Origin of the sequence: Pseudoalteromonas sp. A757, from assembly GCF_004103285.1 — a bacterium.
In the GTDB taxonomy this organism is placed as follows: domain Bacteria; phylum Pseudomonadota; class Gammaproteobacteria; order Enterobacterales; family Alteromonadaceae; genus Pseudoalteromonas; species Pseudoalteromonas galatheae.
On sequence record NZ_QNQN01000071.1, the window covers coordinates 178,983 to 201,973 of the forward strand.

Annotated in this window: 20 protein-coding genes; 13 read left to right on the plus strand and 7 right to left on the minus strand. The window is 42.6% G+C overall.

Features of this window, described 5'->3' with window-relative positions; translation table 11 throughout:
- Window positions 1-62: 62 nt before the first annotated feature.
- Window positions 63-272, plus strand: coding sequence for a hypothetical protein (locus tag DRB05_RS23145; protein WP_128727671.1), 210 nt, complete (start codon window positions 63-65; stop codon window positions 270-272).
- Here DRB05_RS23145 and DRB05_RS15075 read toward each other — a convergent pair.
- Window positions 262-831 carry an alkylphosphonate utilization protein gene (locus DRB05_RS15075; RefSeq protein WP_128727672.1) on the minus strand — a complete coding sequence of 190 codons (570 nt, stop codon included), beginning with the start codon at window positions 829-831 and terminating at the stop codon, window positions 262-264. The genes DRB05_RS23145 and DRB05_RS15075 overlap by 11 nt on opposite strands.
- A gap of 107 nt (window positions 832-938) precedes the next feature.
- The gene (locus DRB05_RS15080; RefSeq protein WP_128727673.1) at window positions 939-1,676 is read right to left on the minus strand and encodes a transporter substrate-binding domain-containing protein; all 738 of its coding nucleotides are present in this window, start codon (window positions 1,674-1,676) and stop codon (window positions 939-941) included.
- A 209-nt stretch (window positions 1,677-1,885) separates the two neighbouring features.
- On the opposite strand from DRB05_RS15080, the gene DRB05_RS15085 reads away from it, so the two are divergent.
- On the plus strand, window positions 1,886-3,163 hold the full coding sequence (locus DRB05_RS15085; RefSeq protein ID WP_128727674.1) for an HDOD domain-containing protein: 1,278 nt from the start codon (window positions 1,886-1,888) through the stop codon (window positions 3,161-3,163).
- Window positions 3,164-3,258: 95 nt separating this feature from the next.
- Here DRB05_RS15085 and DRB05_RS15090 read toward each other — a convergent pair whose 3' ends face one another.
- The 3 genes from DRB05_RS15090 to DRB05_RS15100 form a co-directional block, all read right to left on the minus strand.
- Entirely contained in the window at window positions 3,259-4,743 is a 1,485-nt protein-coding gene (locus tag DRB05_RS15090) for an exopolyphosphatase (RefSeq protein WP_128727675.1), read from the minus strand.
- A gap of 17 nt (window positions 4,744-4,760) precedes the next feature.
- Window positions 4,761-6,857 carry a polyphosphate kinase 1 gene (gene ppk1, locus DRB05_RS15095; RefSeq protein ID WP_128727747.1) on the minus strand — a complete coding sequence of 699 codons (2,097 nt, stop codon included), beginning with the start codon at window positions 6,855-6,857 and terminating at the stop codon, window positions 4,761-4,763.
- A 119-nt stretch (window positions 6,858-6,976) separates the two neighbouring features.
- Window positions 6,977-7,483, minus strand: coding sequence for an ACT domain-containing protein (locus DRB05_RS15100; protein ID WP_128727676.1), 507 nt, complete (start codon window positions 7,481-7,483; stop codon window positions 6,977-6,979).
- Between the two features lie 305 nt (window positions 7,484-7,788).
- On the opposite strand from DRB05_RS15100, the gene DRB05_RS15105 reads away from it, so the two are divergent.
- The 10 genes from DRB05_RS15105 to DRB05_RS15150 all read left to right on the plus strand — a co-directional run bounded on the left by DRB05_RS15105 (window position 7,789) and on the right by DRB05_RS15150 (window position 18,527).
- Window positions 7,789-10,023: an ABC transporter permease subunit gene (locus DRB05_RS15105; RefSeq protein ID WP_128727677.1), complete on the plus strand. Its 2,235-nt coding sequence runs from the start codon at window positions 7,789-7,791 to the stop codon at window positions 10,021-10,023.
- A gap of 15 nt (window positions 10,024-10,038) precedes the next feature.
- A complete protein-coding gene (gene pstA / locus DRB05_RS15110; protein ID WP_128727678.1) occupies window positions 10,039-11,688 on the plus strand; it encodes a phosphate ABC transporter permease PstA in 1,650 nt (549 codons plus the stop codon).
- 27 nt (window positions 11,689-11,715) lie between these two features.
- The gene (pstB, locus tag DRB05_RS15115) at window positions 11,716-12,543 is read left to right on the plus strand and encodes a phosphate ABC transporter ATP-binding protein PstB (RefSeq protein ID WP_010607157.1); all 828 of its coding nucleotides are present in this window, start codon (window positions 11,716-11,718) and stop codon (window positions 12,541-12,543) included.
- A gap of 23 nt (window positions 12,544-12,566) precedes the next feature.
- Window positions 12,567-13,268, plus strand: coding sequence for a phosphate signaling complex protein PhoU (gene phoU, locus DRB05_RS15120; RefSeq protein WP_010607158.1), 702 nt, complete (start codon window positions 12,567-12,569; stop codon window positions 13,266-13,268).
- A gap of 142 nt (window positions 13,269-13,410) precedes the next feature.
- Window positions 13,411-14,088 carry a TIGR00153 family protein gene (locus tag DRB05_RS15125; protein WP_010607159.1) on the plus strand — a complete coding sequence of 226 codons (678 nt, stop codon included), beginning with the start codon at window positions 13,411-13,413 and terminating at the stop codon, window positions 14,086-14,088.
- Between the two features lie 36 nt (window positions 14,089-14,124).
- Window positions 14,125-15,393: an inorganic phosphate transporter gene (locus DRB05_RS15130; protein ID WP_128727679.1), complete on the plus strand. Its 1,269-nt coding sequence runs from the start codon at window positions 14,125-14,127 to the stop codon at window positions 15,391-15,393.
- A 108-nt stretch (window positions 15,394-15,501) separates the two neighbouring features.
- Window positions 15,502-16,413 (plus strand): hydrogen peroxide-inducible genes activator, encoded by a 912-nt coding sequence (locus DRB05_RS15135; protein ID WP_128727680.1) that lies wholly within the window; start codon window positions 15,502-15,504, stop codon window positions 16,411-16,413.
- 122 nt (window positions 16,414-16,535) lie between these two features.
- Window positions 16,536-17,075, plus strand: coding sequence for an RNA polymerase sigma factor (locus DRB05_RS15140; protein WP_128727681.1), 540 nt, complete (start codon window positions 16,536-16,538; stop codon window positions 17,073-17,075).
- A complete protein-coding gene (locus DRB05_RS15145) occupies window positions 17,068-17,640 on the plus strand; it encodes a hypothetical protein (RefSeq protein ID WP_128727682.1) in 573 nt (190 codons plus the stop codon). The genes DRB05_RS15140 and DRB05_RS15145 overlap by 8 nt, the downstream gene beginning before the upstream one ends.
- Entirely contained in the window at window positions 17,637-18,527 is an 891-nt protein-coding gene (locus tag DRB05_RS15150; RefSeq protein WP_128727683.1) for a hypothetical protein, read from the plus strand. Before DRB05_RS15145 ends, DRB05_RS15150 begins: the two co-directional genes overlap by 4 nt.
- Before the next feature lie 89 nt (window positions 18,528-18,616).
- On the opposite strand, the gene DRB05_RS15155 is transcribed toward DRB05_RS15150, so the two are convergent.
- Together DRB05_RS15155 and DRB05_RS15160 are read right to left on the minus strand one after the other, a co-directional pair.
- Window positions 18,617-18,814, minus strand: coding sequence for a hypothetical protein (locus DRB05_RS15155; RefSeq protein WP_010607165.1), 198 nt, complete (start codon window positions 18,812-18,814; stop codon window positions 18,617-18,619).
- A gap of 158 nt (window positions 18,815-18,972) precedes the next feature.
- Window positions 18,973-21,480 (minus strand): EAL domain-containing protein, encoded by a 2,508-nt coding sequence (locus DRB05_RS15160; RefSeq protein ID WP_128727684.1) that lies wholly within the window; start codon window positions 21,478-21,480, stop codon window positions 18,973-18,975.
- Window positions 21,481-21,801: 321 nt separating this feature from the next.
- Here DRB05_RS15160 and queA point away from each other — a divergent pair, with 321 nt between their 5' ends.
- Window positions 21,802-22,839 (plus strand): tRNA preQ1(34) S-adenosylmethionine ribosyltransferase-isomerase QueA, encoded by a 1,038-nt coding sequence (gene queA / locus DRB05_RS15165; protein ID WP_128727685.1) that lies wholly within the window; start codon window positions 21,802-21,804, stop codon window positions 22,837-22,839.
- Window positions 22,840-22,991 lie beyond the last annotated feature (152 nt).

Consider the following 22,991-nt stretch of genomic DNA (forward strand, 5'->3'; position numbering starts at 1 on the left):
GTACAAGGCAGAGCCTGCGTAGCATAGTTATTCTATGTGAGTCAGGCGAGAACACAGTAGAAATGCTAATCAAGCGCTGCCCTTTGGGTTCACCTGAGTGCGCTTTGTTCATTGTTGCTCAACTTTTGCCTAGATTACTAGGCGGCAAGTCGAGCGTCGCGACCAAAACACACTCAGGAGAACCAAAATCAAACAGCAAAGATCAACAGGCCCTAGTCGATAAGATCTTGAAGAGGCTTAGCAGTTTATCTTGGGGCCTAGTTATTTTTTAACAAACTTCGTTAAAATAACGATGTTTTGACCTTCTACACGGCCTTCAATATGCTCTGGGTTTGAAGGCGAAAGGCGAATGTTACGTACCGCAGTGCCGCGTTTTGCAACTAGGCTACTACCTTTCACATCCAAGTCTTTAATCAAAGTCACTGTGTCACCAGCACTCAGTTTCACCCCGTTACTGTCTAAATGAACAAGGTCTTCATCCTCTGCAAGTACTTGATCAGCCCATGCTCGAGTCTCATCTTCAAGATATAGCATGTCTAATGCATCTTGAGCCCAGCCATTATCCGGCGCAAGGCGCTTAAGCATACGGTAGGCAACAACCTGAACAGCAGGAACTTGGCTCCACATACTATCGTTTAAACAGTGCCAATGGTTGGCTTCGATATCCTGTTGACCTTCAACCTGTGGTTTGCACTGGCTACAAAGATAAACACATTTGTCAGAATGCGCCTCGGCGACTGGTGGTACTTCGTATACTTCGAGACCATCTGTTGAGGTACATAGCTCACATTGATTGTTACTGCGCTCAGCAAGCGCGGCAGCGATAGTCATAATGATTTCCCAAGCTGTAAAAGCGGTATTATACCAAATGCGTCCGTTGGTGCTCAATTTACGGGAAGGATTTATGGATATAACTTGATCTGTGTCTAGAGCTGAGGTTATCTGCCACCTTTAGCGTGTATAGGTAGTTGTGATATATACTGCTGTTCTATTTTTTCAATTTCACCAGAGTGCTTAAGTTGTGTGATAGCTTGATTTATCCGCTTAAGTAATCCTTGGTGCTTGGCTAACAGGCGTAGCTGCAACATCCCTTCTGAATGTAGCTGGTTGAAGCTAAAAGTAATACCAAGTTGTTCTGACCAATATAATGCGGGTAAATCACCAATGATAATATGTTCAATTCGGCGTAAGTTTAGTGCCTGCAGTAGTTCTTTCTCGGATGCGAAATCAACCCGCTCGAATATTTGATCATCATGGTAGTAGTAGCCTCTCACTGTACCAACTTCGATACCTGATAGGGTTAATACCGGTGGTTGAGACTGACGAGTAACAACATACTCTTTAATAGGTAGAATGGGGTCTGAATAAATAAATCTATCATCTTGCTTTTGCTGTTCGTTCAACCAATCTGGGCTGATAATATCAAAATCAATTTGCTGCTTTTCTAAATAAAAGTTAGTACGCTTAGCTGGGAGAAGTAAGTTTTCGCCTTTGATGTTTGCCTTTACCAAAATGGCTTCCACCATTTCAGGCAAGATCCCCGGTGCATCTTCGTTGTGAGTAAAATAAGGGTAAAAGCTTCCCGAGCCACTTAAACTGTACTTTAAGTAGGGGGCTTTTTCTGCCTTAGCAAAACCAGCAAAGGCGAGTAACCAGACTATTAAAACTTGCTTCATGAAACCATCTTAGCTTAACTTTTCTTAGACAGGCAAGCTACTGGCGTTCTGTGAATTAAAAGCCTATTCTTTATAAGGAGTTAGTTTACTAAGTTAGTAACTTTTGGTTATAAGTGTTGTAAAATAGCGAAACTTTTTTATTGCTCGGGGCGTTACCATATTATACGCTCCTTGGTACGTGGTTTCCTTTTACCTTATAAAGGATACGAATGTTAATGAGTGGTCCGGTGACTGAAGTACGTAAATCAGCAGTGCAGTATATTGCGCGACAGGCCATTTTGCGGCCAGATCAAGAAGTCTTTGCCTATGAGCTGCTCTATAGAGATTCAGACAACAATGCTTTTCCGGTTGGGGTAAGTGATGGGCAAGCGACCGGGCGAATGTTTTTTAATTCTCTAATGTTTATTGGTGTAGACCGTTTGGCTGCTGGGCAGCTTGCCTTTATAAACCTATCCGACGAGTCGCTACTGCAAGAACTGCCTAGCTTGTTAGCACCACTAAAAATTGTGGTGGAAATTGTTGAGCGTTCTAAAGACATACCGTCTTTGGTGCATATGGTGACTAAGTTAACAGAAAAAGGTTACCGATTTGCGCTAGATGACTACGACGGTACGTCAAAGTGGGATCCGTTGCTGCCGCTCATGGAATTCGTCAAAATTGAAGTTGAGCAGCCAATTATAAAAACCAATATGACGGTAAAAAAGCTCAAGCGTCAGTATCCAGATATTAAGGTTATTGTTGAACGTATCGAAACGAAAGAAGAGTTCGAGATCATCAAATCCTCTGGAGCAGACTTTTTCCAAGGCTTCTTTTTCGCCAAACCTGAAATGCTAAATCATGGCAATGTGGAACCGTCGAAAATGGTGGTATTTCAGCTGCTACAAGCCACAGCCAGAAAGTCTTTATGTTTTAAAGAAATACAAACAAGAGTAAGTAAAGATCTAAGTTTAACAGCACGATTATTAAAGCTTGCGAACGCTAAAGCTGGTGAAGACAAGTTAGAAATTAAATCTATTTCCCAGGCAGTTGTGTATTTAGGTGAAGACGCAATTAGGCAGTTTGTTAAAGTACTCGCGCTGAGCGAATTGGGTTCTGACAAACCCAGTGAGCTGACAAGAATGGGATTAACCCGTGCTAAGTTTGTGGAAACATTCTTGATGCCAGGGGGCGAGGAAATGGCAGAAACTGGCTATTTGCTTGGCTTGATGTCTATCCTTGATGTGATACTTGATGTGGAGCTTTCTGTTATTGCAGCGGAATTTTCTCTCGATGGTTCGCTTTCCAGTGCTTTGTTGAGTTACCAAGGTTTACTTGGTGGAGCACTACGTTTGGCGTTCGAGATTGAGCGTAATGACTGGCAAGAGGCCGAGCTTATTTTGCAAGCTATTCGACCTGCAACACCGACCAATTATCTCTATGATATGGCGCTTTCTAGTCGAGCCTACGCAGATGAAATCCTCTCTATTGTGGCTGGTGAAGAACAGTAATTCTGGTCTTACAAAGTGAAAAGGTAAGTAACCTGAACTGCGGATACTTAACGCCGTTTAGTAGCCTATTTCAGCGCTAACGGTATTAATATTATTTATCCAAAGCTCAGGTTAAACTGAATACCTATTGTTTTTAAATAGTTTTGTTCTTGCTCTAAATCTGCTTGAAACAGCGAGTGTGACTCTAGCCACTCAGTTGCGATGTGAAGTATCAAGGCGTTATCAACAGCTGTAATACTTAATTCGGGAAGTTGATCCTGTTGGCGTTTTTGGTTCACTAAAACGCTGAGACGAAACACCGCCAAAACACGGTTAAAGTGGGTTAGATCTGTATCGATTAACTCCGTTAACTCTGGCATTTTTATCTTTTTTCGATAAAAGCGTACAAGTGCACTTAGCCTTAATTGCTGGGCTTGAGTAAAGCCTGGAAGTTGACTGTGCCTGACAATATAAGCGCCGTGTTTATGCATGCCGGAAGAGTTAATGGCGAGCCCAACTTCGTGGAGTTTTGCTGCCCAACATAACATTTCGACATCATAAGAGGATAGTTGCCAGTGCTCTTTTAGCTGAGTGGTAAAAAGTTTGATGGTTTCACAAATATTCTCGGCATGTTGCTTATCAATATTATAGTGATCGCTGAACGTGTTAATTGTGCGGGTACGAATATCAAACTCGTCGGTTTGATGCATTTCAAACAATAACCCTTCTCGCAATGCATATTCACTAAGGCGCATGCGCTCAAGTCCTAACTGCCTAAACAGTGCTATCAGTACGGCAAGGCCGCCAGCGATACTGGTTTTTCGTTCCTCTGGTAGTGCTTTTAAGGAGACGTTGTCTATGTGCTCAGCATCAATAAATAACTGCTTAATTTGCTCCAAAATCGGCAGGGTAATTTCATCGGCTTCAGTGAGCTCGTGAGCCATGGCCGCAATCGCCTTAATAGTACCAGAAGTACCGATAACGGTATTCCAGCCGAGTCGTAAGTAGCTCGCGGTAATACTCTCAATTTGTTGCTCTGCTTTTATTTCTGCTTTTTTGAATCGCTTTGTAGATAGCTTACCATCAGCAAAGTAGGCTTTTTGCATGGTCACGCAGCCCACATTGCGACTACTTAACAGCTTGTGTGTAAGGTGCTGACCAATAACCAACTCGGTGCTGCCTCCACCGATGTCGATAACCAAACGGTTGTGACTATCATGTTCATGGTTGGCGACCCCTTGGTAAATAAGACGAGCTTCTTCTTGGCCTGAAATCACATTGATTGGATATGGAAAAACTTGTTTTGCCTTAGCAAGAAAATAATTAAGGTTTTTGCAGTTTCGCAGTGTATAGGTTGCCACTACTTGCACGGACTCTTTCGGAAAATCATGTAGTGTCGTCGCAAATTGTGAGAGGGTATCCAATGCTCTGGCGATCGCGTCATCACTTAAATTAAAATCGTCATCAAGGCCCGCGGCCAAGTAAACACGTTGTTTTTCTTTATGGAGGAGTTGAAGGCGACCATCTACTTCTCTTGCTACAACAAGGTGAAAACTATTTGAACCTAAGTCCACTGCGGCAATAGAAGGGTAGTCGCGCATATATTCTTCCTCAACGGTTATTCTTTCGCTTCATTTAATTGGTGCAACTCCCATTTTTTTAAATGGTCATAAATCGCGATCTGAGAGCGAATTTTTTTACGGTTACCTCGGCGAACGTACAGATTCTTCTGTTCGGCGTCAATAACTCTGGCTTTGGTGCGATCTTTAAATTGCAATTCAATAATATCGATAATTAGTTTCTTCAAATGATCGGCATAAATAGGCGTGCCGACTTCAACACGATGGTCAAGGTTACGGGTCATCCAGTCCGCTGAGGAAATATAGACCTTGGGGTCACCGTTGTTGTCGAAAATCATCACTCGCGGGTGTTCTAAGAAACGATCGACGATGCTAATGATCTTTATATTATCGCTAAACTGTGCAAGGCCCGGTACAAGGGCACACATACCTCGCACGATGAGGCGGATCTTGACGCCTTTGCGTGATGCTTCGTAAAGCTTATCAACGAGCTGCTTGTCAACTAAGTTATTGATTTTAATTGTTACTTTTCCTGTTCGTCCTTGCTCTGCATGAGTTATCTCTTCATCGATCAACTCGACAATTCGACTACGTGCATTGATGGGGGAAATCATCAGGTGTTCGAATTTAAACGGCAGGTAACTACTCTCAATAAAGCGAAACACACTATCGCATTCTTCCGTAATATCGGGGTGTTTGGTAAACAGACTGAAATCAGTATAAATCCGAGCCGTTTTTTCGTGGAAGTTACCCGTACCTATGTGTGCATATTTGACGATTTTGCCTTTTTCTCTACGGTGAACCACACAAAGCTTACTATGGACCTTGAGCGCCGGTATGCCAATCATGACTTTAATACCGTATTCACTCATGAGTTTTGCCCACTCAATATTGTTTTGCTCGTCGAAACGTGCTTTTAATTCAACCATCACGGTCACTTTTTTGCCGTTCTTTGCTGCATTGATCAATGAGCCTATCAAGCGAGATTGCTTGGCAACTCGATATATGTTGACCTTGATTTGTGTCACCCTAGGATCAAATGCTGCTTGGCGGATATATTCCAGCATGTGGTTAAAGGTATGATAAGGGTAATACAGTAAAATATCCTGAGTAGAAATCGCGCGAAAGACGCTACTGTATTTTGAAAAAGCTGCACTTTTAAGCGGCGGCAATGGCTTATTTTCTAGGTAACCACGTCCAACGTTTGGAAAAGAAATAAAATCTCTGAAATTGCGATATCTACCACCAGGGATCATGGCATCTTGGCCTGTCACTCCCAAGCGTTTTTTCATCAACTTTAACATTTCTTCAGGCATTGATTCTTCGTATACCAAGCGTACAGGCTCAGCATATAAGCGCTGTTTGAGACCTTTTGACATGGTATCTAACACGCCTTCTTCAAGCTCGTCATCTAAGTTGTACTCTGCGTCACGAGTGAGCTTCATCGAGTAGGCTTCAATGCGCTCAAATTTGAAGAAGCTCTTAAACACATCGGCAATAAAGAATCGAATAACGTCATCAAGCAACACAATTGTTTTATGCCTTCTGGTTTTTTCCGGTGGCAGCTGGACAAAGCGGTTCAGACGGTCAGTGGGAACTTCTAAAAAGGCATGATGCTGCTTCTCACCATTTAACTCCACAAATAGGTGGGTCATGGTGTCATTGATATTATCCGAATAGTCTTTGCTTTCGTTAATCATCATTGGCAATAGGTGAGGCAGTACTTGGTCCTTAAAGTAGTTAGCCAACCAATTCTTGTGGAAATCCGATAGCGCGTCTGGTTGCTTAATATGGATATGATGCTCATTTAAATCGATGAGGATCTGGTCATAAATAGCACTAAATTTTTTACCCAGTTCCAATACCTTTTTTTGAATGTCAGCGAGCAGTGCTTCATCTTCGTCGAAATTGGTATCAGGGAGGTTATTTAATAAGATACGACGCTTTACATCCGCTACACGAACTTGGAAAAATTCATCCAAGTTATTGGAAAATATGCCAAGAAACCGGATCCGCTCAATGATCGGGTTGGTTGAGTCCTTGGCTTCTTGTAACACGCGTTCGTTAAAAGAGAGCCAGCTTAATTCTTTGGCAAAGTACGTGATAGTTTTATGCTCTGGAGATACGGCCTGCATGGTTCTTTCCATAGGTACAGCTTATTTTTACAGCTTAAGCAGGGTGTGTGACATAATTATGACAAACACAACGCGCCTGTCGTGTTTGTCATGTGACCTTCATGAGTATAGTGGAGGTCTTAACTTTCTTCTATGTCTACGATCAAATCACTGGTGATTGATTCGAGCGCTTCAATAACGTTTTCTTTGACTGTGCCTGCAGGTAAAGTAACCGTCGCAAAAGCGCTGAAAATAGGCAGCCCCCAGTTAGGTGCGCTACCTTGTTTTGAAGTTAAGTGCGTAATATTTGCGCCTTTGTGACGAATAACCGTAGCAAGCTCTTGCACAATTCCCGGTCTGTCATTACCTGTAATAATTAAATTTAATGTATCTGGTTCATCCTGCGCTTGCTGGTTTTCGCCTGATTCAACGCTAACGTCCAAACCTGGCAATTTATGCAATGCATCTTGTATTTCCTGCAAATGTTCTTCAGCAACTTCAACCTGTACTATGCCCGCGAATTGTCCGGCAAGATGGCTTAAGTTACTGGTTAGCCAATTACCATGGTTAGAAAGAATAGTAGAAGAGATTTCCTCAACGAGACCCGGTCGGTCCTTACCTATAAGTGTTAATATTAACTGCTTCATATCATGTCTCTTTTTTTGTGGCGCCCGTAGGCGAAAAAACGAATTCGGCGCATGATTTAGACTAGTCTAAAAACTCACTTTGTCCAGTGTCTAGAAACACTTAATGTAAAGAAATGCAACGGATTTTTCGTATTTACTCTAGACTAACAATCAGAGCGTTTTTTGAGCCGATTAGTTCCATTATTTTTATAATAAACTTGATGACCAATATCGATTGAAGAAAGTTCAATTGTGTCTCAGGTGTAACACAACTGTCATCTTGATGAAATATAATGCCCCCAATTTTTAAACCAAAGGGTATATTGATGACTTCAAATCCGCAAAAGCCATCCTTTAAAACGGATAGAAGCCGTCTCTTTAAAGACAGGTTTGCACAATTTGGCATTACTTCTGGTGGGGTAATGGTATTAGTCGCACTTTTACTTATCTTCTTCTATTTGTTGTATGTTGTTCAACCAATCTTTGAGTCAGCAAAGGTTGAAAAGCGTATGGATATTCAGCTTACACAAGACAAAACATATTTAGGTGTAGGAGTAGAAGAACAAACTGAAATTGCGTACTTACTTGGTAGCCAGGGGTCGGTAGATTATTACCAGATCAAAGGTGAAAGCGCCGGTAAATTACTAGATACATTGGATGTTGAACTTGACGGTAATGTCACAGCATTTGCAGAGAGTGCGCCTTTCTTGGGGCAATATGCATTTGGTCTGGATAACGGTCAAGTACAGCTAGTGAAGCCGATGTTCACGGTCAGCTTTCCGGGAAATCAACGTGTTTTAACCCCTCGTTTAAGTTATCCACTTAATGCGAAACAGCTGATTGTCGACGAACAAGGCCAAGCAATTCGTAAGTTCGCCTTTAGTCACTTCGAAGACAAAACCGCTGTTGTTGCTCAAACTGTTGATAAACGAGTTATTTTTGCTTCTTTTGTTGCAGAAGAAAACATGTTTACTGGAGAGGTTGAGTGGGCAGTTGAGCGTACCGAGCTAGATATTGATGGTCGTGTTGATGAGTTACTTATTTCTCCAGACACATCGCGCACATTTGTTCGCTCAGCAAATCAGGTTTACGTCTTTGATTCTCGCTATGCTTCTGAAGTTGAGTTATTCCAATTGCTTGCTGCAAACGAAGAAAACGCCAACTTGGTCGATATGAACCTGCTAGCGGGTGCCAATTCATTAATGCTTGCTAACGACAACGGTGAAGTTTCACAGTGGTTTGAGGTCAATACCGATGACGGACGTCAGTTTGCTAAAATCCGCTCTTTTGAGACACCAAAGAGCAAACAGGTAAAACTATTCAGTGAATACTATCGTCGTACTTTTTTCACGACCAACGAAAATGGTCAATTAGGTCTATATTACACCACCAGTGAAGCGCACTTATGGCAAGGTAAAGTCACAGACAAAGCAGTACAGAAATTTGCGGTAGCGCCGCGTGCGAATGCGGCTTTATTACTCGCCGATGATACATTAACTGTGGTAGAGCTACACAATGAACACCCAGAAGTAACTTGGTCTGCATTGTGGCAAGAGGTGTGGTACGAAGGTTATCCAGAGCCAGCTTACACTTGGCAATCAACTTCAGCTAGTGATGACTTTGAGTCTAAGTTTTCCCTAGTGCCGATTTCATTCGGTACTATTAAAGCAGCAATGTACGCTATGTTATTTGCGGTACCTATTGCACTAGCGTCAGCAATCTACACCGCTTATTTCATGTCGAGTGAATTACGTCGAGTGGTTAAACCGACGGTAGAGATAATGGAAGCACTACCAACGGTTATTTTGGGCTTTTTGGCGGGCCTGTGGCTAGCTCCTTTAATCGAAACGCATCTACCCGCCGTGGTTGCTTTATTAGTGCTATTGCCAATAGCAATGATAGCAACGGCATTTGGCTGGACTAAGCTACCTGCAAAAATAAGACACTTGGTGCCTGAAGGTTGGCATTCAATCTTGCTGATCCCCGTTGTACTTATCGTAGGCTGGATTTCATTTGCTATGAGCGGTGGTATAGAGTCTTGGCTGTTTGGCGGTAATGTGCGCCAATATTTGACCAACGAGCTAGGTCTAACATTCGACCAGCGTAACTCCCTAGTAGTGGGTATCGCAATGGGCTTTGCGGTTATTCCCACAATCTTCTCTATTGCAGAAGACGCGGTATTTAGCGTACCTAAACACCTTTCAAATGGCTCATTAGCACTCGGTGCAACGCAGTGGCAGACTTTGGTTCGTGTTGTATTGCTGACAGCAAGTCCAGGTATCTTCTCTGCTGTGATGATGGGTCTTGGTCGCGCCGTAGGGGAGACGATGATTGTATTGATGGCAACCGGTAACACGCCAATCATGGACTGGAGTATCTTCCAAGGTATGCGTACGCTTGCCGCAAACATTGCGGTGGAAATGCCGGAGTCTGAAGTTGGCAGCTCTCACTATCGCATCTTGTTCCTAGCTGCCTTTGTATTGTTTATTTTTACTTTCGTATTTAACACCGTTGCTGAGTTTGTTCGTCAGCAGCTGCGTGAAAAGTACAGTTCAATGTAATTGGAGTGACATGACATGGTAAAACAGTGGTTTAAGTCAGGTTCTCCGTGGATCTGGATGACAGGTGGCGCGGTCAGTATTAGTTTGATTTCAGTAATTGGACTACTTGCGATGATAGCGTGGAAAGGATTGAGCTTCTTTTGGCCATCAGAAGTTGTAGAAATGCATCTCGACGGCTCAGTTGCTAAGCAAACGGTAATTGGTGAAATATACGATCGTGAGATGGTACCAAAATCTCGTCTGGAAGCGGCTGGATATGATCTGTCTGGATATGAAGGTGAAAATGTTGAGCGTTTACTATTAAAAACAGGTAACCGTGAATACGTAGAGCTTGATTTCCGTTGGGTGTTATCAACAGACATCAAAAGCCAGTCTACACCAGCGGAATTAGCGGTATTTGAGCGTAGTAAAAATGGTAATTTCTATGGTTATGTTGCCCGCGTTTTAGAGGATGGCAAAGTTGTTACGGAGCAACCAGTTAAAAAACTGCATGAGTTAGTTGAGCGTGCCGTAGATCTAAATGAAGAGGCACTAGATCTACAAAACAGTGAAATCGGCCATATTAACTATGAACTTGAGCGCTTACGCTTAAAAGAAAAGTCATATCAGTTAGATAACGAACTGACTGATGAGAAGCTAGCAGAACTTAATGCACGCCGTGCAGAGCTGCGTGAAGATTACAAAGTATTCGAAAAGCGTCTTTTTGAACTAAGAAAGCAAGCAAAGCGTGACCAAGTCGTTGTTCGCGATATGCGCGGCGAAGAAGTAATTTTACCGCTGTACCAAGTATTGGATGTTTGGTTTCCTAATGACATGGGCTTTTTTGCCAAAGCGGGCCACTACTTAGTGCAAATTAGCAAATTTGTGAGCGATGATCCGCGCGAGGCGAACACCGAAGGTGGGGTATTCCCAGCAATCTTCGGTACGGTATTTATGGTTATGCTGATGGCAGTGATCGTGACACCCTTTGGTGTGGTTGCTGCTATCTATCTCCATGAATATGCAGCAAAGAATGCCGTGACTAAGATGATCCGCATCGCGGTAATAAATCTCGCAGGTGTTCCATCTATTGTATATGGGGTATTTGGCTTAGGATTCTTTGTTTATATGCTGGGCGGCTCAATTGACGAACTCTTTTATCCTGAGGCAGCGCCAAGCCCTGTATTTGGTACACCTGGTGTGATTTGGTCTGCACTTACACTTGCCATTCTTACTTTACCAGTGGTTATTGTATCCACGGAGGAAGGCTTGTCTCGGATCCCAAGCTCAGTGCGTCATGGTTCACTTGCGCTTGGTGCAACTCAAGCAGAAACTCTATGGCGGATCATAGTACCAATGGCAAGTCCGGCAATTATGACGGGTCTTATTCTTGCTGTCGCACGTGCTGCGGGCGAGGTAGCTCCTCTTATGCTAGTTGGTGTAGTAAAGATGGCACCTACACTACCACTAGACGGAAACTTCCCCTATATTCACTTGGATCGTAAGTTTATGCACTTAGGGTTCCATATTTATGATGTTGGCTTCCAAAGCCCGAATGTTGAAGCTGCTAGACCTTTGGTTTATGCAACCGCGTTCCTATTGGTTACAGTGATTATTGCACTGAATATCACAGCGATTGGTATTCGTAACCACTTACGCGAAAAGTTCAGATCGTTAGAGCATTAACAGTAAAGATTTTTAATAGGTAAAAACATGATTACAGTAGCGCCAGAAGTCAATCAAGCAAACGGCAATAACAAGCTTGATTTAGCAAACTTAAGTCCAGAACTCACCGCACTAGAGATCAAAAACCTAGATCTTTACTATGGTGATAAACAAGCCCTTAGCAACGTCAATATGTTGATCCCAAAAGGGCAAGTAACCGCATTTATCGGTCCATCAGGTTGCGGTAAGTCAACGTTACTGCGTTGTATTAACCGCATGAACGACCTGGTTGATAGCTGTCGTATTGAAGGAGAAATTAACCTTCAAGGGCAGAACATTTATGACAAGAGCGTAGATGTTGCGGCACTGCGCCGTAACGTAGGCATGGTATTCCAAAGGCCAAACCCTTTCCCTAAATCTATTTATGAGAATGTGGTTTATGGTCTGCGCCTGCAAGGTATCAAAGATAAGCGTAAGTTAGACGAAGTGGTTGAAAAGTCACTCCGTGGCGCCGCGCTTTGGGATGAAGTAAAAGACCGACTTCATGACAGTGCATTTGGTTTATCCGGTGGTCAGCAGCAGCGTTTGGTGATTGCTCGCTCTATCGCGATTGAACCTGAAGTGTTGCTACTTGATGAACCAACATCAGCACTCGATCCGATTTCAACATTGGTTATCGAAGAACTCATTAACGATCTGAAAAACAAGTATACTGTAGTTATCGTTACACATAACATGCAGCAAGCTGCGCGTGTATCTGATCAAACTGCGTTTATGTATATGGGTGAGTTAATTGAGTATGCAGATACCAATACCTTATTCACCACGCCGTCTAAGAAGAAAACAGAAGACTATATTACAGGTCGTTACGGTTAAGACGAGCTTGCGAGGAGAATATCATGGAACACAATATTAATAAGCACATTTCTGGCCGCTTTAATGAAGAGCTAGAAAACGTGAGAAATCACGTACTCAGTATGGGTGGACTGGTAGAGCAGCAATTAAACACTGCGCTTGATGCGGTTAACCACAATGATGCTGAAAAAGCGAAAAAAGTCAGTCAGAACGACTACAAAGTCAATGCGATGGAAGTGAATATTGACGAAGAATGTACACGTATAATTGCGAAAAGACAGCCCGCAGCCAGTGACTTGCGTTTGGTCGTTGCCATCGCAAAAACGATTGCAGATCTTGAACGTATCGGAGACGAAGCTGAGCGAATTGCCAAAGTTGCGTTGGATTCGTTTACCAAAGATCAGCAAGACTTATTGGTAAATATTGACAACATGGGCCGCCAAGTGTCGCAAATGCTGCATGATGTGCTTGACGCGTTTGCTCGTATGGACGCGCAAAAGGCATTTGAAGTGCATAAAGCTGATGCCAAAGTGGACCGTGAATACGAAGCCGTAACGCGTCAAATTATGACCTATATGATGGAAGACCCACGCTCTATTCCAAAAATCATGGATTTAATTTGGTCTGTGCGCTCATTGGAGCGTATAGGCGATCGTTGTCAGAATATTGCGGAATACGTGATTTATTTCGTAAATGGCAAAGATATTCGCCATACATCTCAAGAAGATATCGCAAAAACCTTGTGATGCTTATCAACTAGTTGCGCGCTTTCGGCGCGCAATTTCATAGTAAGTTCATCTAAACTTGCAATAAAACCGTTCACAACGGCGCTCAATGCTGTAAAATTACTCTCTGCACATGCATACAAATATGATTTAAGGGTCAGTTATGCCTAGTAACGCGTTTTTAGGGGTATTTGCTAAATCTCCTATTAAGCCAATTGAAGAGCATATAAAAATAGTCCATCAGGCCAGTGCGGCTTTGATCCCATTTTTTAACCATGTCTTCAAAGGGGAGTGGACAGAAGCAGATGCAATTCGCATTGAAATCCGCAACCTAGAGCGTGAAGCAGATGAACTCAAGCGTGAAGTACGCTTACATTTGCCTCGTGGTTTATTCATGCCAGTAGAACGGACTGACTTACTGGAACTTATCACCCACCAAGATAAGATAGCCAACAAAGCGAAAGATATCGCAGGTCGCGTTATCGGTCGTGAAATGGTCATCCCTGAATCCATTCAAAAAGACTTTCTTGCTTACGTCACGCGTTGTGTGGACGCAACTAAACAAGCATCAGAAGCGATTAACGAGTTTGATGAACTGCTTGAGACAGGCTTTAGAGGCCGTGAAGTCACTTTAGTTGAAAAAATGCTAGTTGAGCTTGATGCCATCGAGCAAGATACCGACGATATGCAAATCAAAATTCGTCGAGAGTTACGCGCTGTTGAAAGCGAGCTTAATCCAATTGATGCGATGTTCTTATACAAGATCATTGAATGGGTAGGTGGGCTTGCAGATATCGCAGAGCGCGTTGGTTCACGTCTTGAGCTGATGTTAGCTCGTTAATAAAAATCGATCTTTTAAAATAAAGTAAGGTTTCTTATGGATATCATTGCATCCTACGGCACTGTATTGGTTTTAATTGCCGCAGCAGTTGGTTTCTTTATGGCTTATGGTATTGGCGCAAACGATGTTGCGAATGCTATGGGTACTTCGGTAGGTTCAAAAGCACTTACCATTAAACAAGCAATTATTATTGCTATGATCTTCGAGTTCGCTGGTGCTTATCTTGCTGGTGGTGAGGTAACATCAACGATCCGAAAAGGGATCATAGATTCTACTCCTTTCATTGATATTCCTGAACTGATGATATTAGGAATGATCTCTGCACTTTTCGCTGCGGGTAGCTGGCTATTGATGGCTTCAATGTTAGGTTGGCCTGTATCTACGACACACTCAATCATTGGTGCAATCATTGGTTTCGCGTTAGTTGCCGTGGGCAGTGAAGCAATCCAATGGGGCAAGGTTGCAGGTATAGTTGGTAGCTGGATTGTCACCCCCGCTATTTCCGGCTTTATTGCCTATCTCATCTTTATGAGTGCCCAGAAGCTCATCTTCGATACCAATAAACCACTAGAAAATGCTAAACGTTTTGTGCCTATTTACATGGGTCTAGCGGGCTTTGTTATGTCTTTGGTTACTATCAAAAAAGGCCTTAAGCATATTGGTATTAAACTCGGCACTGTCGAAGGTTTTGCCCTTGCTATCGGGATTGCAATTATTATTGCTATTATCGGTAAAATAGCGATTGCTAAACTAAAAATGGATCCCAATGCAGACAAGCAAATGCAGTTCAACAATGTTGAAAAAGTATTCGCTATCCTTATGGTACTAACTGCATGTTGTATGGCATTCGCGCATGGTTCGAATGACGTTGCTAACGCAATTGGTCCATTAGCGGCAGTGGTCAACATTGTTGAAAACGACGGTGAAATTGCTAAGAAAGCGGCCCTAGCTTGGTGGATCTTACCTCTAGGTGGTTTAGGTATTGTTGCGGGTCTTGCGATCCTTGGTAAGAAAGTTATCAAAACTATTGGTGAAGGCATCACCCACCTTACTCCAAGCCGCGGCTTCGCAGCTGAACTTGCCGCTGCTTCAACAGTAGTAATTGCATCAGGCACAGGCTTACCAATCTCTACCACCCAAACCCTAGTTGGTGCGGTATTAGGTGTGGGCATGGCGCGTGGTATTGCGGCATTAAACATGGGTGTTATTCGTAACATCGTAGTTTCTTGGGTAATTACATTGCCAGTTGGTGCTGCCCTTGCTATTGTTATATTCTATATTTTGAGATTGGTGTTCGGCGTATAAAGATACACCGCACTTTTCAAAAAGACAGACTTTTAGCTTGAAAAGATCTCAACACCTTTGGTGTTGGGGTCTTTTTATTTGTGCTGTTGAAAATTAAGAGTAAAGCTTGTGACGAATCTACCTAGTATCAAACAACTACAATACCTTCTTGCGGTGCATCAGCACCAACATTTCGGTCGTGCAGCGGAAGCATGCTTTATTGGTCAGTCGACGTTAAGTAGCGCGATACAAAACCTTGAAGAGACATTGGGATGTCAGCTAATTGAACGCGAAAATCGCAGCCTAATGTTTACCGATATTGGGGAAGAAGTGGTTGAGCGAGCTCGGAAAATTATTGATGACACCATGAGTGTTAAAGAGCTGACTAAAAGCTACAAAAACCCATTGTCTGGTAAGTTGACGTTAGGAATTATTCCCACCATTGCCAGTTTTATCGCCGCGCCACTTTATCAGGCGTGCAAAAAGGAGTTTGAATCGCTTAATTTGGTTCTAGTTGAAGATACCAGTGACAACTTACTGGACAAGCTAGAGCATGGCCATATTGATATGGCAATGTTGGCACTACCTTATAGAACGGATAAATTTCATACTCAAGTGCTTGCAAAAGATCATTTTAGTCTGGTTCGACATGCAGAGTACAGTGTACCAGAGCCAATTGACGACTTTAATCTGCTGCCTGAGCAAAGTGTATTTTTACTCGAAAAAGAGCACTGCATGACCGGTCATGCACTTAGCGCTTGCCACTTAAATCGTAGCGCATGCATTAATCCATTTGAGGCGGCAAACCTACATACTTTATTAAGTATGGTGGAATACAAAAATGGCGTGACATTTTTGCCTCAAATGGCTATCAATGCAGGGATTTTGGAGGGGAAACCTTTAGTGGCTATGCCACCGCAAGATCATGCATATCGTGAGATTGGTTTGATTTGGCGTCGTACTACCGGGCGGATCAGAGATTTTAGACTGTTTAGTGACTTTGTTGGTGGCTACATCAGTGGTCAATGTCAGTCTAAGTAATAGTAATGAATATGAAAGGCACCTTAAAGGTGCTTTTTTTTGCAAAAATTTTTCCGCCCCTACAACTTTTTTTGCAGCCGCTACGATTAATAGTTAGTGAGAAGATTGGATGAGTGGACTGCGTGTTTTTTAACAGCGAAAAACAATTAATAAAAAGAGCACTGCAAGGTAATCAAGGAGCATGGTCAAAGCTTTGCGCCCAGCATCATAGCCGTGTGTATAACCAATGTTTGAGGCTGGTTGGCAATCCGCAAGACGCGCTAGATATTGCTCAAGATGTATTTTTAAGTATGTATCGAAATCTGCATACCTTTAATGGTGATGCTAAGTTCTCGACTTGGGTATTTAAAATCACCCATGCAAGGATTGTGGATCACATGCGAAAACATAAGTTTGAATCGATTGAAGGTAAAGAACCTGAGACTTCACAATACGGACCTGATACCAAAATAGTGCAACAGCAAAGTAACGAAGAGATATATATTGCGCTGAAACAGCTACCATTTGAGCAGCGGATTGTCGTAGAGCTAAAGTTTTTCCAATATTACACTTTTGATGAAATTGCACAGCAGCTTGAGTTATCAAGTAATACGGTGAAGGCTAGGCTATACAGTGCGCTAGGTAAGATGAAAGGGCAACTTGAGGTGCAAAAACATGGCTAAATTAGCACACTTATTCGAGCAGTGGTTAGATGGTGAAGTACTGACTGAGTCAGAGTTGGCTGAACTTCAGGCCAGTAGTGAGTACCGGGAAATGATGAATGCTGCTGTTACTTGGCAGAAGCATGCTGCTAGCTTTGAAGAGCAAGCCCCTCCATCACAGCTCACTTTGCGACATCAAACTCGCGCTTGGCCAGTGGCTGCCGTCGCAGCTTGGCTGGTTGTTGGGCTTGGTGTCTCGGGACTTTGGTTACAGAATTTAGGCTTACACCAACAGTTGAGCGTTCAACAAACGCAATTGGCACAGCAGCAAAGTGCTATACAGAACATGCTTGCAAAACTTGATGAGACTAAGCCAATAGATCAAGCCACGCTTGCCAAGTTAGCAACTCAAGTGGTTGAACAAAACCGTAAAGAGCGCAGTTTGGCAATGAATAATCTCGTTGATCTGATCCAGGCACAAAGAGCGCAAGATCAAGCTCTACTTAGGCTGCAATTGAATGAGTTAGCAGAGCAAGTTGAGCAGACACCGACACAAAATTTAGCACAGTATCGAGGTAAACCATGAAGTTAATTCCATTTTGTTTTGGCGCTGTCGCTGCCATTACTACAAGCCTTGCCCAAGCCCAAATTATTGATGAAGCGCTAAAGCGCGAGGTTGCTATTTTTGAGCGGGTACTGCTAAGTGCACTGCAGCATGACACGCAAGATCAAATTCGTAGTGTTTCTGGCTATTATTTGAAAGATCAGGGAGTTGTGTTTGAACTAGCATTAAAACGTCGGCATCGGTTGGAGTGGATCTCTCATATCGACAATCTGGATGATGTCGCAGCAATAGGAGAGTTTGAACTGCCAGAATTCGATATGGACATCACGGAAGTTGAGATTTCACAGCCTATAGCTGAAGCTGTTTCTCAAGCCTATTCGGATGCTGCCGAGAAAGTCAGAGCAGGAGCCGAAAAGGTTCGCGAAGCCGTAGAAAAAGAAAGAGAAAATAGAATTCAATTACGGGAGCTTGAACGGCAAAAAGCGGAATTAGAGTTTGCGAAAAGGCACGAAAGTGATGATCAAGTAAAAGAATTTACCGAGTCATTGAGAGAAGTTGAAAAGCGCATAGAAAAGCTTTCACTTAAGGATTCGGAATTAAAAGACCTTAAAGATAAGCTGAAAGCGAGTCTTGAGGCTTCACGGGTCAAACGCGCGAAAGAGAAAGCAGAAAAGCAGCGAGCACTCGAGAAAATGCTAGTAACCAGCTTAGCCCGAAGCTTATGTGACTATGGTGCGGGTTTAAGACGTTTACCTAGAAATGAGCACATAAGCTTTATTTACAGCGAACTCAGTAATGCTAACAATAAACATATATATGTTTATCCAAAATCCTTGGTGCAGCAATGTGTTAAAGGTGAGAAAACGGCAAAACAGCTTGTTGAGACAGTAACTAGCTATCGTTTTTAGGTAATCTGAGTTTGGGGTAAAAAAGTGACAAGATAAAACAGCATAGCTAAATGCTGTTTTATTTATGAAGGAACTTAAACTTGTTCGCGTTAAGCCTGCTCAATATTTTTTGCCGTAGTTAAATTTGGTAAAAAGAGTAAGTAAACCCAAACCACTAGATTAAAGTAGGGTAGCAAGCCCAGCCCTGTGAACAACTTTACCGGATATCCTTTTGTGTTGGCATAGCGGTAACATTGATAAGCGATAAGCAAGTTTGCAAGTAGTAAAAACAGTGATAATGACAGCATAATTTACCCCTTGAAGTCCATAGCAAGATGTAACTCAATCCTTTGAATGTCTATAAAATTAAGGTGTTACCCTAAAATTTGGAGACATTTTAAACTGGTATTTTTAATTATAGTGGACTTTGCAAGAAGTAAAAGTAACCTTTAGTATAAAAATGTTACTACGCTGTTTTTAGAGATAAAATAGTTTTCGCACTTCTCGCTAGTTGTTCAATAGGGAGTGGTCTCGAGATAAAGTAACCCTGTCCATAGTCCACACCTATTTCCTTAAGTTTTTGAAATATATCTCTGTTTTCGACATATTCAGCAACTGAACACTTATCTAATGAGTGACTAATATCGTTGACGGCTTTAACCAGCGCTAGATCAATTGGGTCGTTGAGCATGTCTCGAACAAAGGAGCCATCTATCTTAACATGCTGTGCGGGTAGTTGTTTTAGATAACTAAAAGTGCTGAAGCCTGTCCCGAAATCATCAATAGCGAAATGACAGCCAAGATCATTCAGATTTTTGATCATCGTCTGGGTTGCATTAAGATTGTTAATGCTGGCAGATTCTGTGATCTCAAAAATAACGCGATTAGCTGAAACTTGATGCTCTTTTAAGCACGCTTGAATGTGGGGCTGAAGTCGTTCATCTAAAAATGAATGTGCAGATAAGTTAATCGCTACTTGGCTCAAAATCTCATGTTCAGCCAGTGCTTTAATGGCAGTTCTGATCACGCATTGATCCATCAAAAATGTATCATTAAGTAGCTCTAATGCGGGAATAAACTGATTTGGGTAAATTGTCTCGCCGTTGATCTTTAATCTGAGCAGTGCTTCGTAATAGGCTATTTGTTGTTTTTTGAAATCCCAGATAGGTTGATAGTGGAGTTCGATGCTATCGTTTTGGAGTGCTTGCCTAACACTATGTCCCCACTCTAAACCGGTTTGTAGCGTCTGATTTTGCTCATCTTCTTTGTTATAACAATGGACCAAGTTTCGGCCGAGATTCTTGGCAATATAAAGGGCTATATCTGCTTGTTTCAAACACTCGCTGGGATCTGCATTTTCATTGGTAATTTGCGTTAGTCCAATGGAGCAACTGAGAGAGTATGCATTATCTTCAAAGTGAAACTTATGTTCTTCGATAGCCATACAAATGCTTTCAGCGCACATATGAGCGTCTAGCAGGTTGGTGTGCTTAAGCAGCACAGCAAATTCGTCCCCACCAATACGAAAAGTTAGATGCTCTTCACCTATTTTGTCGCCAAATAACTCAGATACTTCTTTGAGTACGATATCTCCTTGCTGATGGCCTTTACTGTCATTAATGATTTTAAAGTGATCTAAGTCGATATAAATTAGCGCATGCTCTATATCTTCTGCGGACTTTACTTCATTACATAGCTGATTTAATTGCTGATCAAAGTAGTAGCGGTTGTGTAAGCCTGTAAGTGTATCATGTAGCGCTAAGTGTCTGAGTTGCAGTTCAGCTTGCTTACGCTCGTGAATGTTATCGAGTGTTGCAGTAATAGCGACCGAACTTGAGGTGTTCTTGATAAGTTGCAAGCGACACTCAATCCATACCAAATGTCCAGCTTTATGGCAGAGCTGCAGCTCTACTTGCGCATGCTGCCTTACACCACTTTGAATTTCCCCAATGACTTTGTTGAAGGCTTCAAGCTCATCCTTGGCAATGTAATCGCTGAGCTGAGTATTGAGGCTTGATTTAATACCGAACCCCGAGAGGTATTCCCATGCAGGGTTTATAAACCGGATCGCGCCTTTCAAATCTAATTCGACGACAACAGTTCTAAGGTGCAGCAAGATCCGTTGGTGCGCAGAAAATAAATCTTTATAGCGGCTTTCACTGCGACTGAGTTGCTCGACTTTATTGGCAAACTCTGCGTAGCTCACCATAAAATCTTCTCGTCGTGCCGCATGGTCACATACTTTGCTTAAAAATGGCATATCGTAAGGTGCTCGAACAAAGTCGGTAACGCCTAGCAGTAATAGTTGTTCGGCATGGTCAGCATCGCGCTTGTCAATAATAGTTACGATTGCTTGGCTTGGGCGGTGCTTAAGAATACTTTCTACTAAGCTTTCTGCGGAACCTGACAAATTAGATGTTGTGTCCATCAAAATAATGGCGTAATCATCTTGAAGAAATAGCGATAAAGCGTTAGCCGCAGAGCTTACATGGGTGCAAACAAAATTGTGCGATAAGTGTTCACAAATTTTTTGGGCACGCTGTTGATTGGGTTCTAATAAGAGTAAGTTGAGACGACTACTTTTGTCTAAATGCGTTGACAGCACATTGGCCAAAATTTGAGGTAACATGTCTTGACGCTCAAAAGGTAGCACGGCATCGATACTATAACTGCGGGCGGTGGTTTCAGCTATTCGCTCACAATAAGTTGGTGGAATTAGTACGATGGGTGTATTTTTTGGTGTTGCGAGCAAACCTGAGCGGATCATGCGCGAGAATCGCCAGCCATCTATTTTGCCAACATCCAAGCCGGTGATCACTAAATCTACAGCCTGGGTTTTCAACAAGCTTAGCGCATCTTGAGAGTCCGACTTAGCAATAATAGTAAAGACATCTAATGCACTAAGAGTTTTGGTCAAGGTTTGACGCTCGTGAGCACTGGCGTTAACAATGAGCAACGTTAGCTGTCTAGACACAATAAAAAAACCTCACCAGATACTGCGACACAATCGTTGGGCTTGTCTTTAAGTTAGCAAATCGCACTTAATCTCTGCTTGATAACAATCAAACAGTAAGTCGAACTTTGCTCTTGAAATCATAGCCGATAGCGATAAGTTATTGTTAAAACTTAAAGAATAAAGAACACACTGAACAAAGGTGCACACCGTACAAAATTTTTCATGGTGATTACCGCTGTAGACTCGCTAGGTTAAAGGTATTTACGCAAGGTTACAAGCACTTGATTTCGCCAAAACACCGCACTAGACTTGGCGCACTTTTAGAAATGAGGCCTTTCCATGCGCGTAGCAGACTTTAGTTTTGATCTTCCTGATGAGTTGATTGCCAGACACCCAATGAAGGAACGCTCTAGCAGTCGTCTTCTTACCTTAAATGGCAATAGTGGTGAAATAGAGCACAAGGTATTTAGAGATATTTTGGCACTCATTAATCCAGAAGACTTAATCATCTTTAATAACACTAAAGTTATTCCTGCTCGTATGTTTGGTCAAAAAGCCAGTGGTGGAAAACTAGAAGTACTGGTTGAGCGCGTTGTAGATGAGCGTACTGTGCTTGCTCACGTCAGAGCGAGCAAGTCGCCAAAGCCTGGTACCAAGATTGAGCTTGAAGGCCAAGCAACCGCAGAAATGGTTCAGCGCCACGGTGAATTATTTGAGCTGAGATTCGAGGGCAAAGAAAATGTATTGGCTATTTTAGATAAAATTGGCCATATGCCTTTGCCCCCTTATATCGACAGACCGGACGATGATGAAGATAAAGAGCGTTATCAGACTGTTTATGGTGAGAAACCAGGCGCTGTTGCTGCACCTACCGCAGGGCTGCACTTTGATGATGAATTGATGGCCAAGCTAAAAGATAAAGGTGTTGAGATGGCCTTTGTTACTTTGCATGTGGGCGCGGGTACGTTCCAGCCAGTGCGAGTCGATTCAGTAGAAGAGCATGTTATGCACTCAGAATACATCGAGGTCTCAGCAGAAGTCGTGGAGTCAATTAAAGCGGCTAAAGCCAGAGGGGGACGGGTGATCGCTGTAGGTACCACATCTGTGCGCTCACTCGAGTCTGCCGCTAAAGCAAACGGCGGTGAAATTGCTCCACTGTACGGCGATACCGATATTTTTATTTATCCGGGCTACCGATTTAACGTAGTCGATGCAATGGTGACCAACTTCCACTTACCAGAATCAACGCTAATCATGTTAGTGAGTGCGTTTGCAGGGCAACAGCATATTATGAAGGCTTACCAAACTGCCATTGAGCAAAAATACCGCTTCTTTAGTTACGGTGATGCGATGTTCTTGCAAAAGCAAGATAAGTAACTCACGTCGTACAACTATTAAAATGCCCAGTATTGCTGGGCATTTTGCGTTTTATGGCTGTAAAGTTGCAAGCTCGATATGGACTTTGTGTTTTTTATCCCAATATTAGAATTGCGCTAGTAATCTTGGTAGAATCGAAAGATCACTGCCCT

Coding starts and splice junctions, on each gene's coding strand:
- DRB05_RS15085 (WP_128727674.1), top strand. CDS start 1,886: ATGTTAATGAGTGGTCCGGTGACTGAAGTACGTAAATCAGCAGTGCAG.
- DRB05_RS15155 (WP_010607165.1), bottom strand. CDS start 18,814: ATGCTGTCATTATCACTGTTTTTACTACTTGCAAACTTGCTTATCGCT.
- pstB (WP_010607157.1), top strand. CDS start 11,716: ATGATTACAGTAGCGCCAGAAGTCAATCAAGCAAACGGCAATAACAAG.
- DRB05_RS15125 (WP_010607159.1), top strand. CDS start 13,411: ATGCCTAGTAACGCGTTTTTAGGGGTATTTGCTAAATCTCCTATTAAG.
- phoU (WP_010607158.1), top strand. CDS start 12,567: ATGGAACACAATATTAATAAGCACATTTCTGGCCGCTTTAATGAAGAG.
- DRB05_RS23145 (WP_128727671.1), top strand. CDS start 63: ATGCTAATCAAGCGCTGCCCTTTGGGTTCACCTGAGTGCGCTTTGTTC.
- DRB05_RS15150 (WP_128727683.1), top strand. CDS start 17,637: ATGAAGTTAATTCCATTTTGTTTTGGCGCTGTCGCTGCCATTACTACA.
- DRB05_RS15105 (WP_128727677.1), top strand. CDS start 7,789: ATGACTTCAAATCCGCAAAAGCCATCCTTTAAAACGGATAGAAGCCGT.
- pstA (WP_128727678.1), top strand. CDS start 10,039: ATGGTAAAACAGTGGTTTAAGTCAGGTTCTCCGTGGATCTGGATGACA.
- ppk1 (WP_128727747.1), bottom strand. CDS start 6,857: ATGCAGGCCGTATCTCCAGAGCATAAAACTATCACGTACTTTGCCAAA.
- queA (WP_128727685.1), top strand. CDS start 21,802: ATGCGCGTAGCAGACTTTAGTTTTGATCTTCCTGATGAGTTGATTGCC.
- DRB05_RS15145 (WP_128727682.1), top strand. CDS start 17,068: ATGGCTAAATTAGCACACTTATTCGAGCAGTGGTTAGATGGTGAAGTA.
- DRB05_RS15075 (WP_128727672.1), bottom strand. CDS start 831: ATGACTATCGCTGCCGCGCTTGCTGAGCGCAGTAACAATCAATGTGAG.
- DRB05_RS15080 (WP_128727673.1), bottom strand. CDS start 1,676: ATGAAGCAAGTTTTAATAGTCTGGTTACTCGCCTTTGCTGGTTTTGCT.
- DRB05_RS15130 (WP_128727679.1), top strand. CDS start 14,125: ATGGATATCATTGCATCCTACGGCACTGTATTGGTTTTAATTGCCGCA.
- DRB05_RS15090 (WP_128727675.1), bottom strand. CDS start 4,743: ATGCGCGACTACCCTTCTATTGCCGCAGTGGACTTAGGTTCAAATAGT.
- DRB05_RS15100 (WP_128727676.1), bottom strand. CDS start 7,483: ATGAAGCAGTTAATATTAACACTTATAGGTAAGGACCGACCGGGTCTC.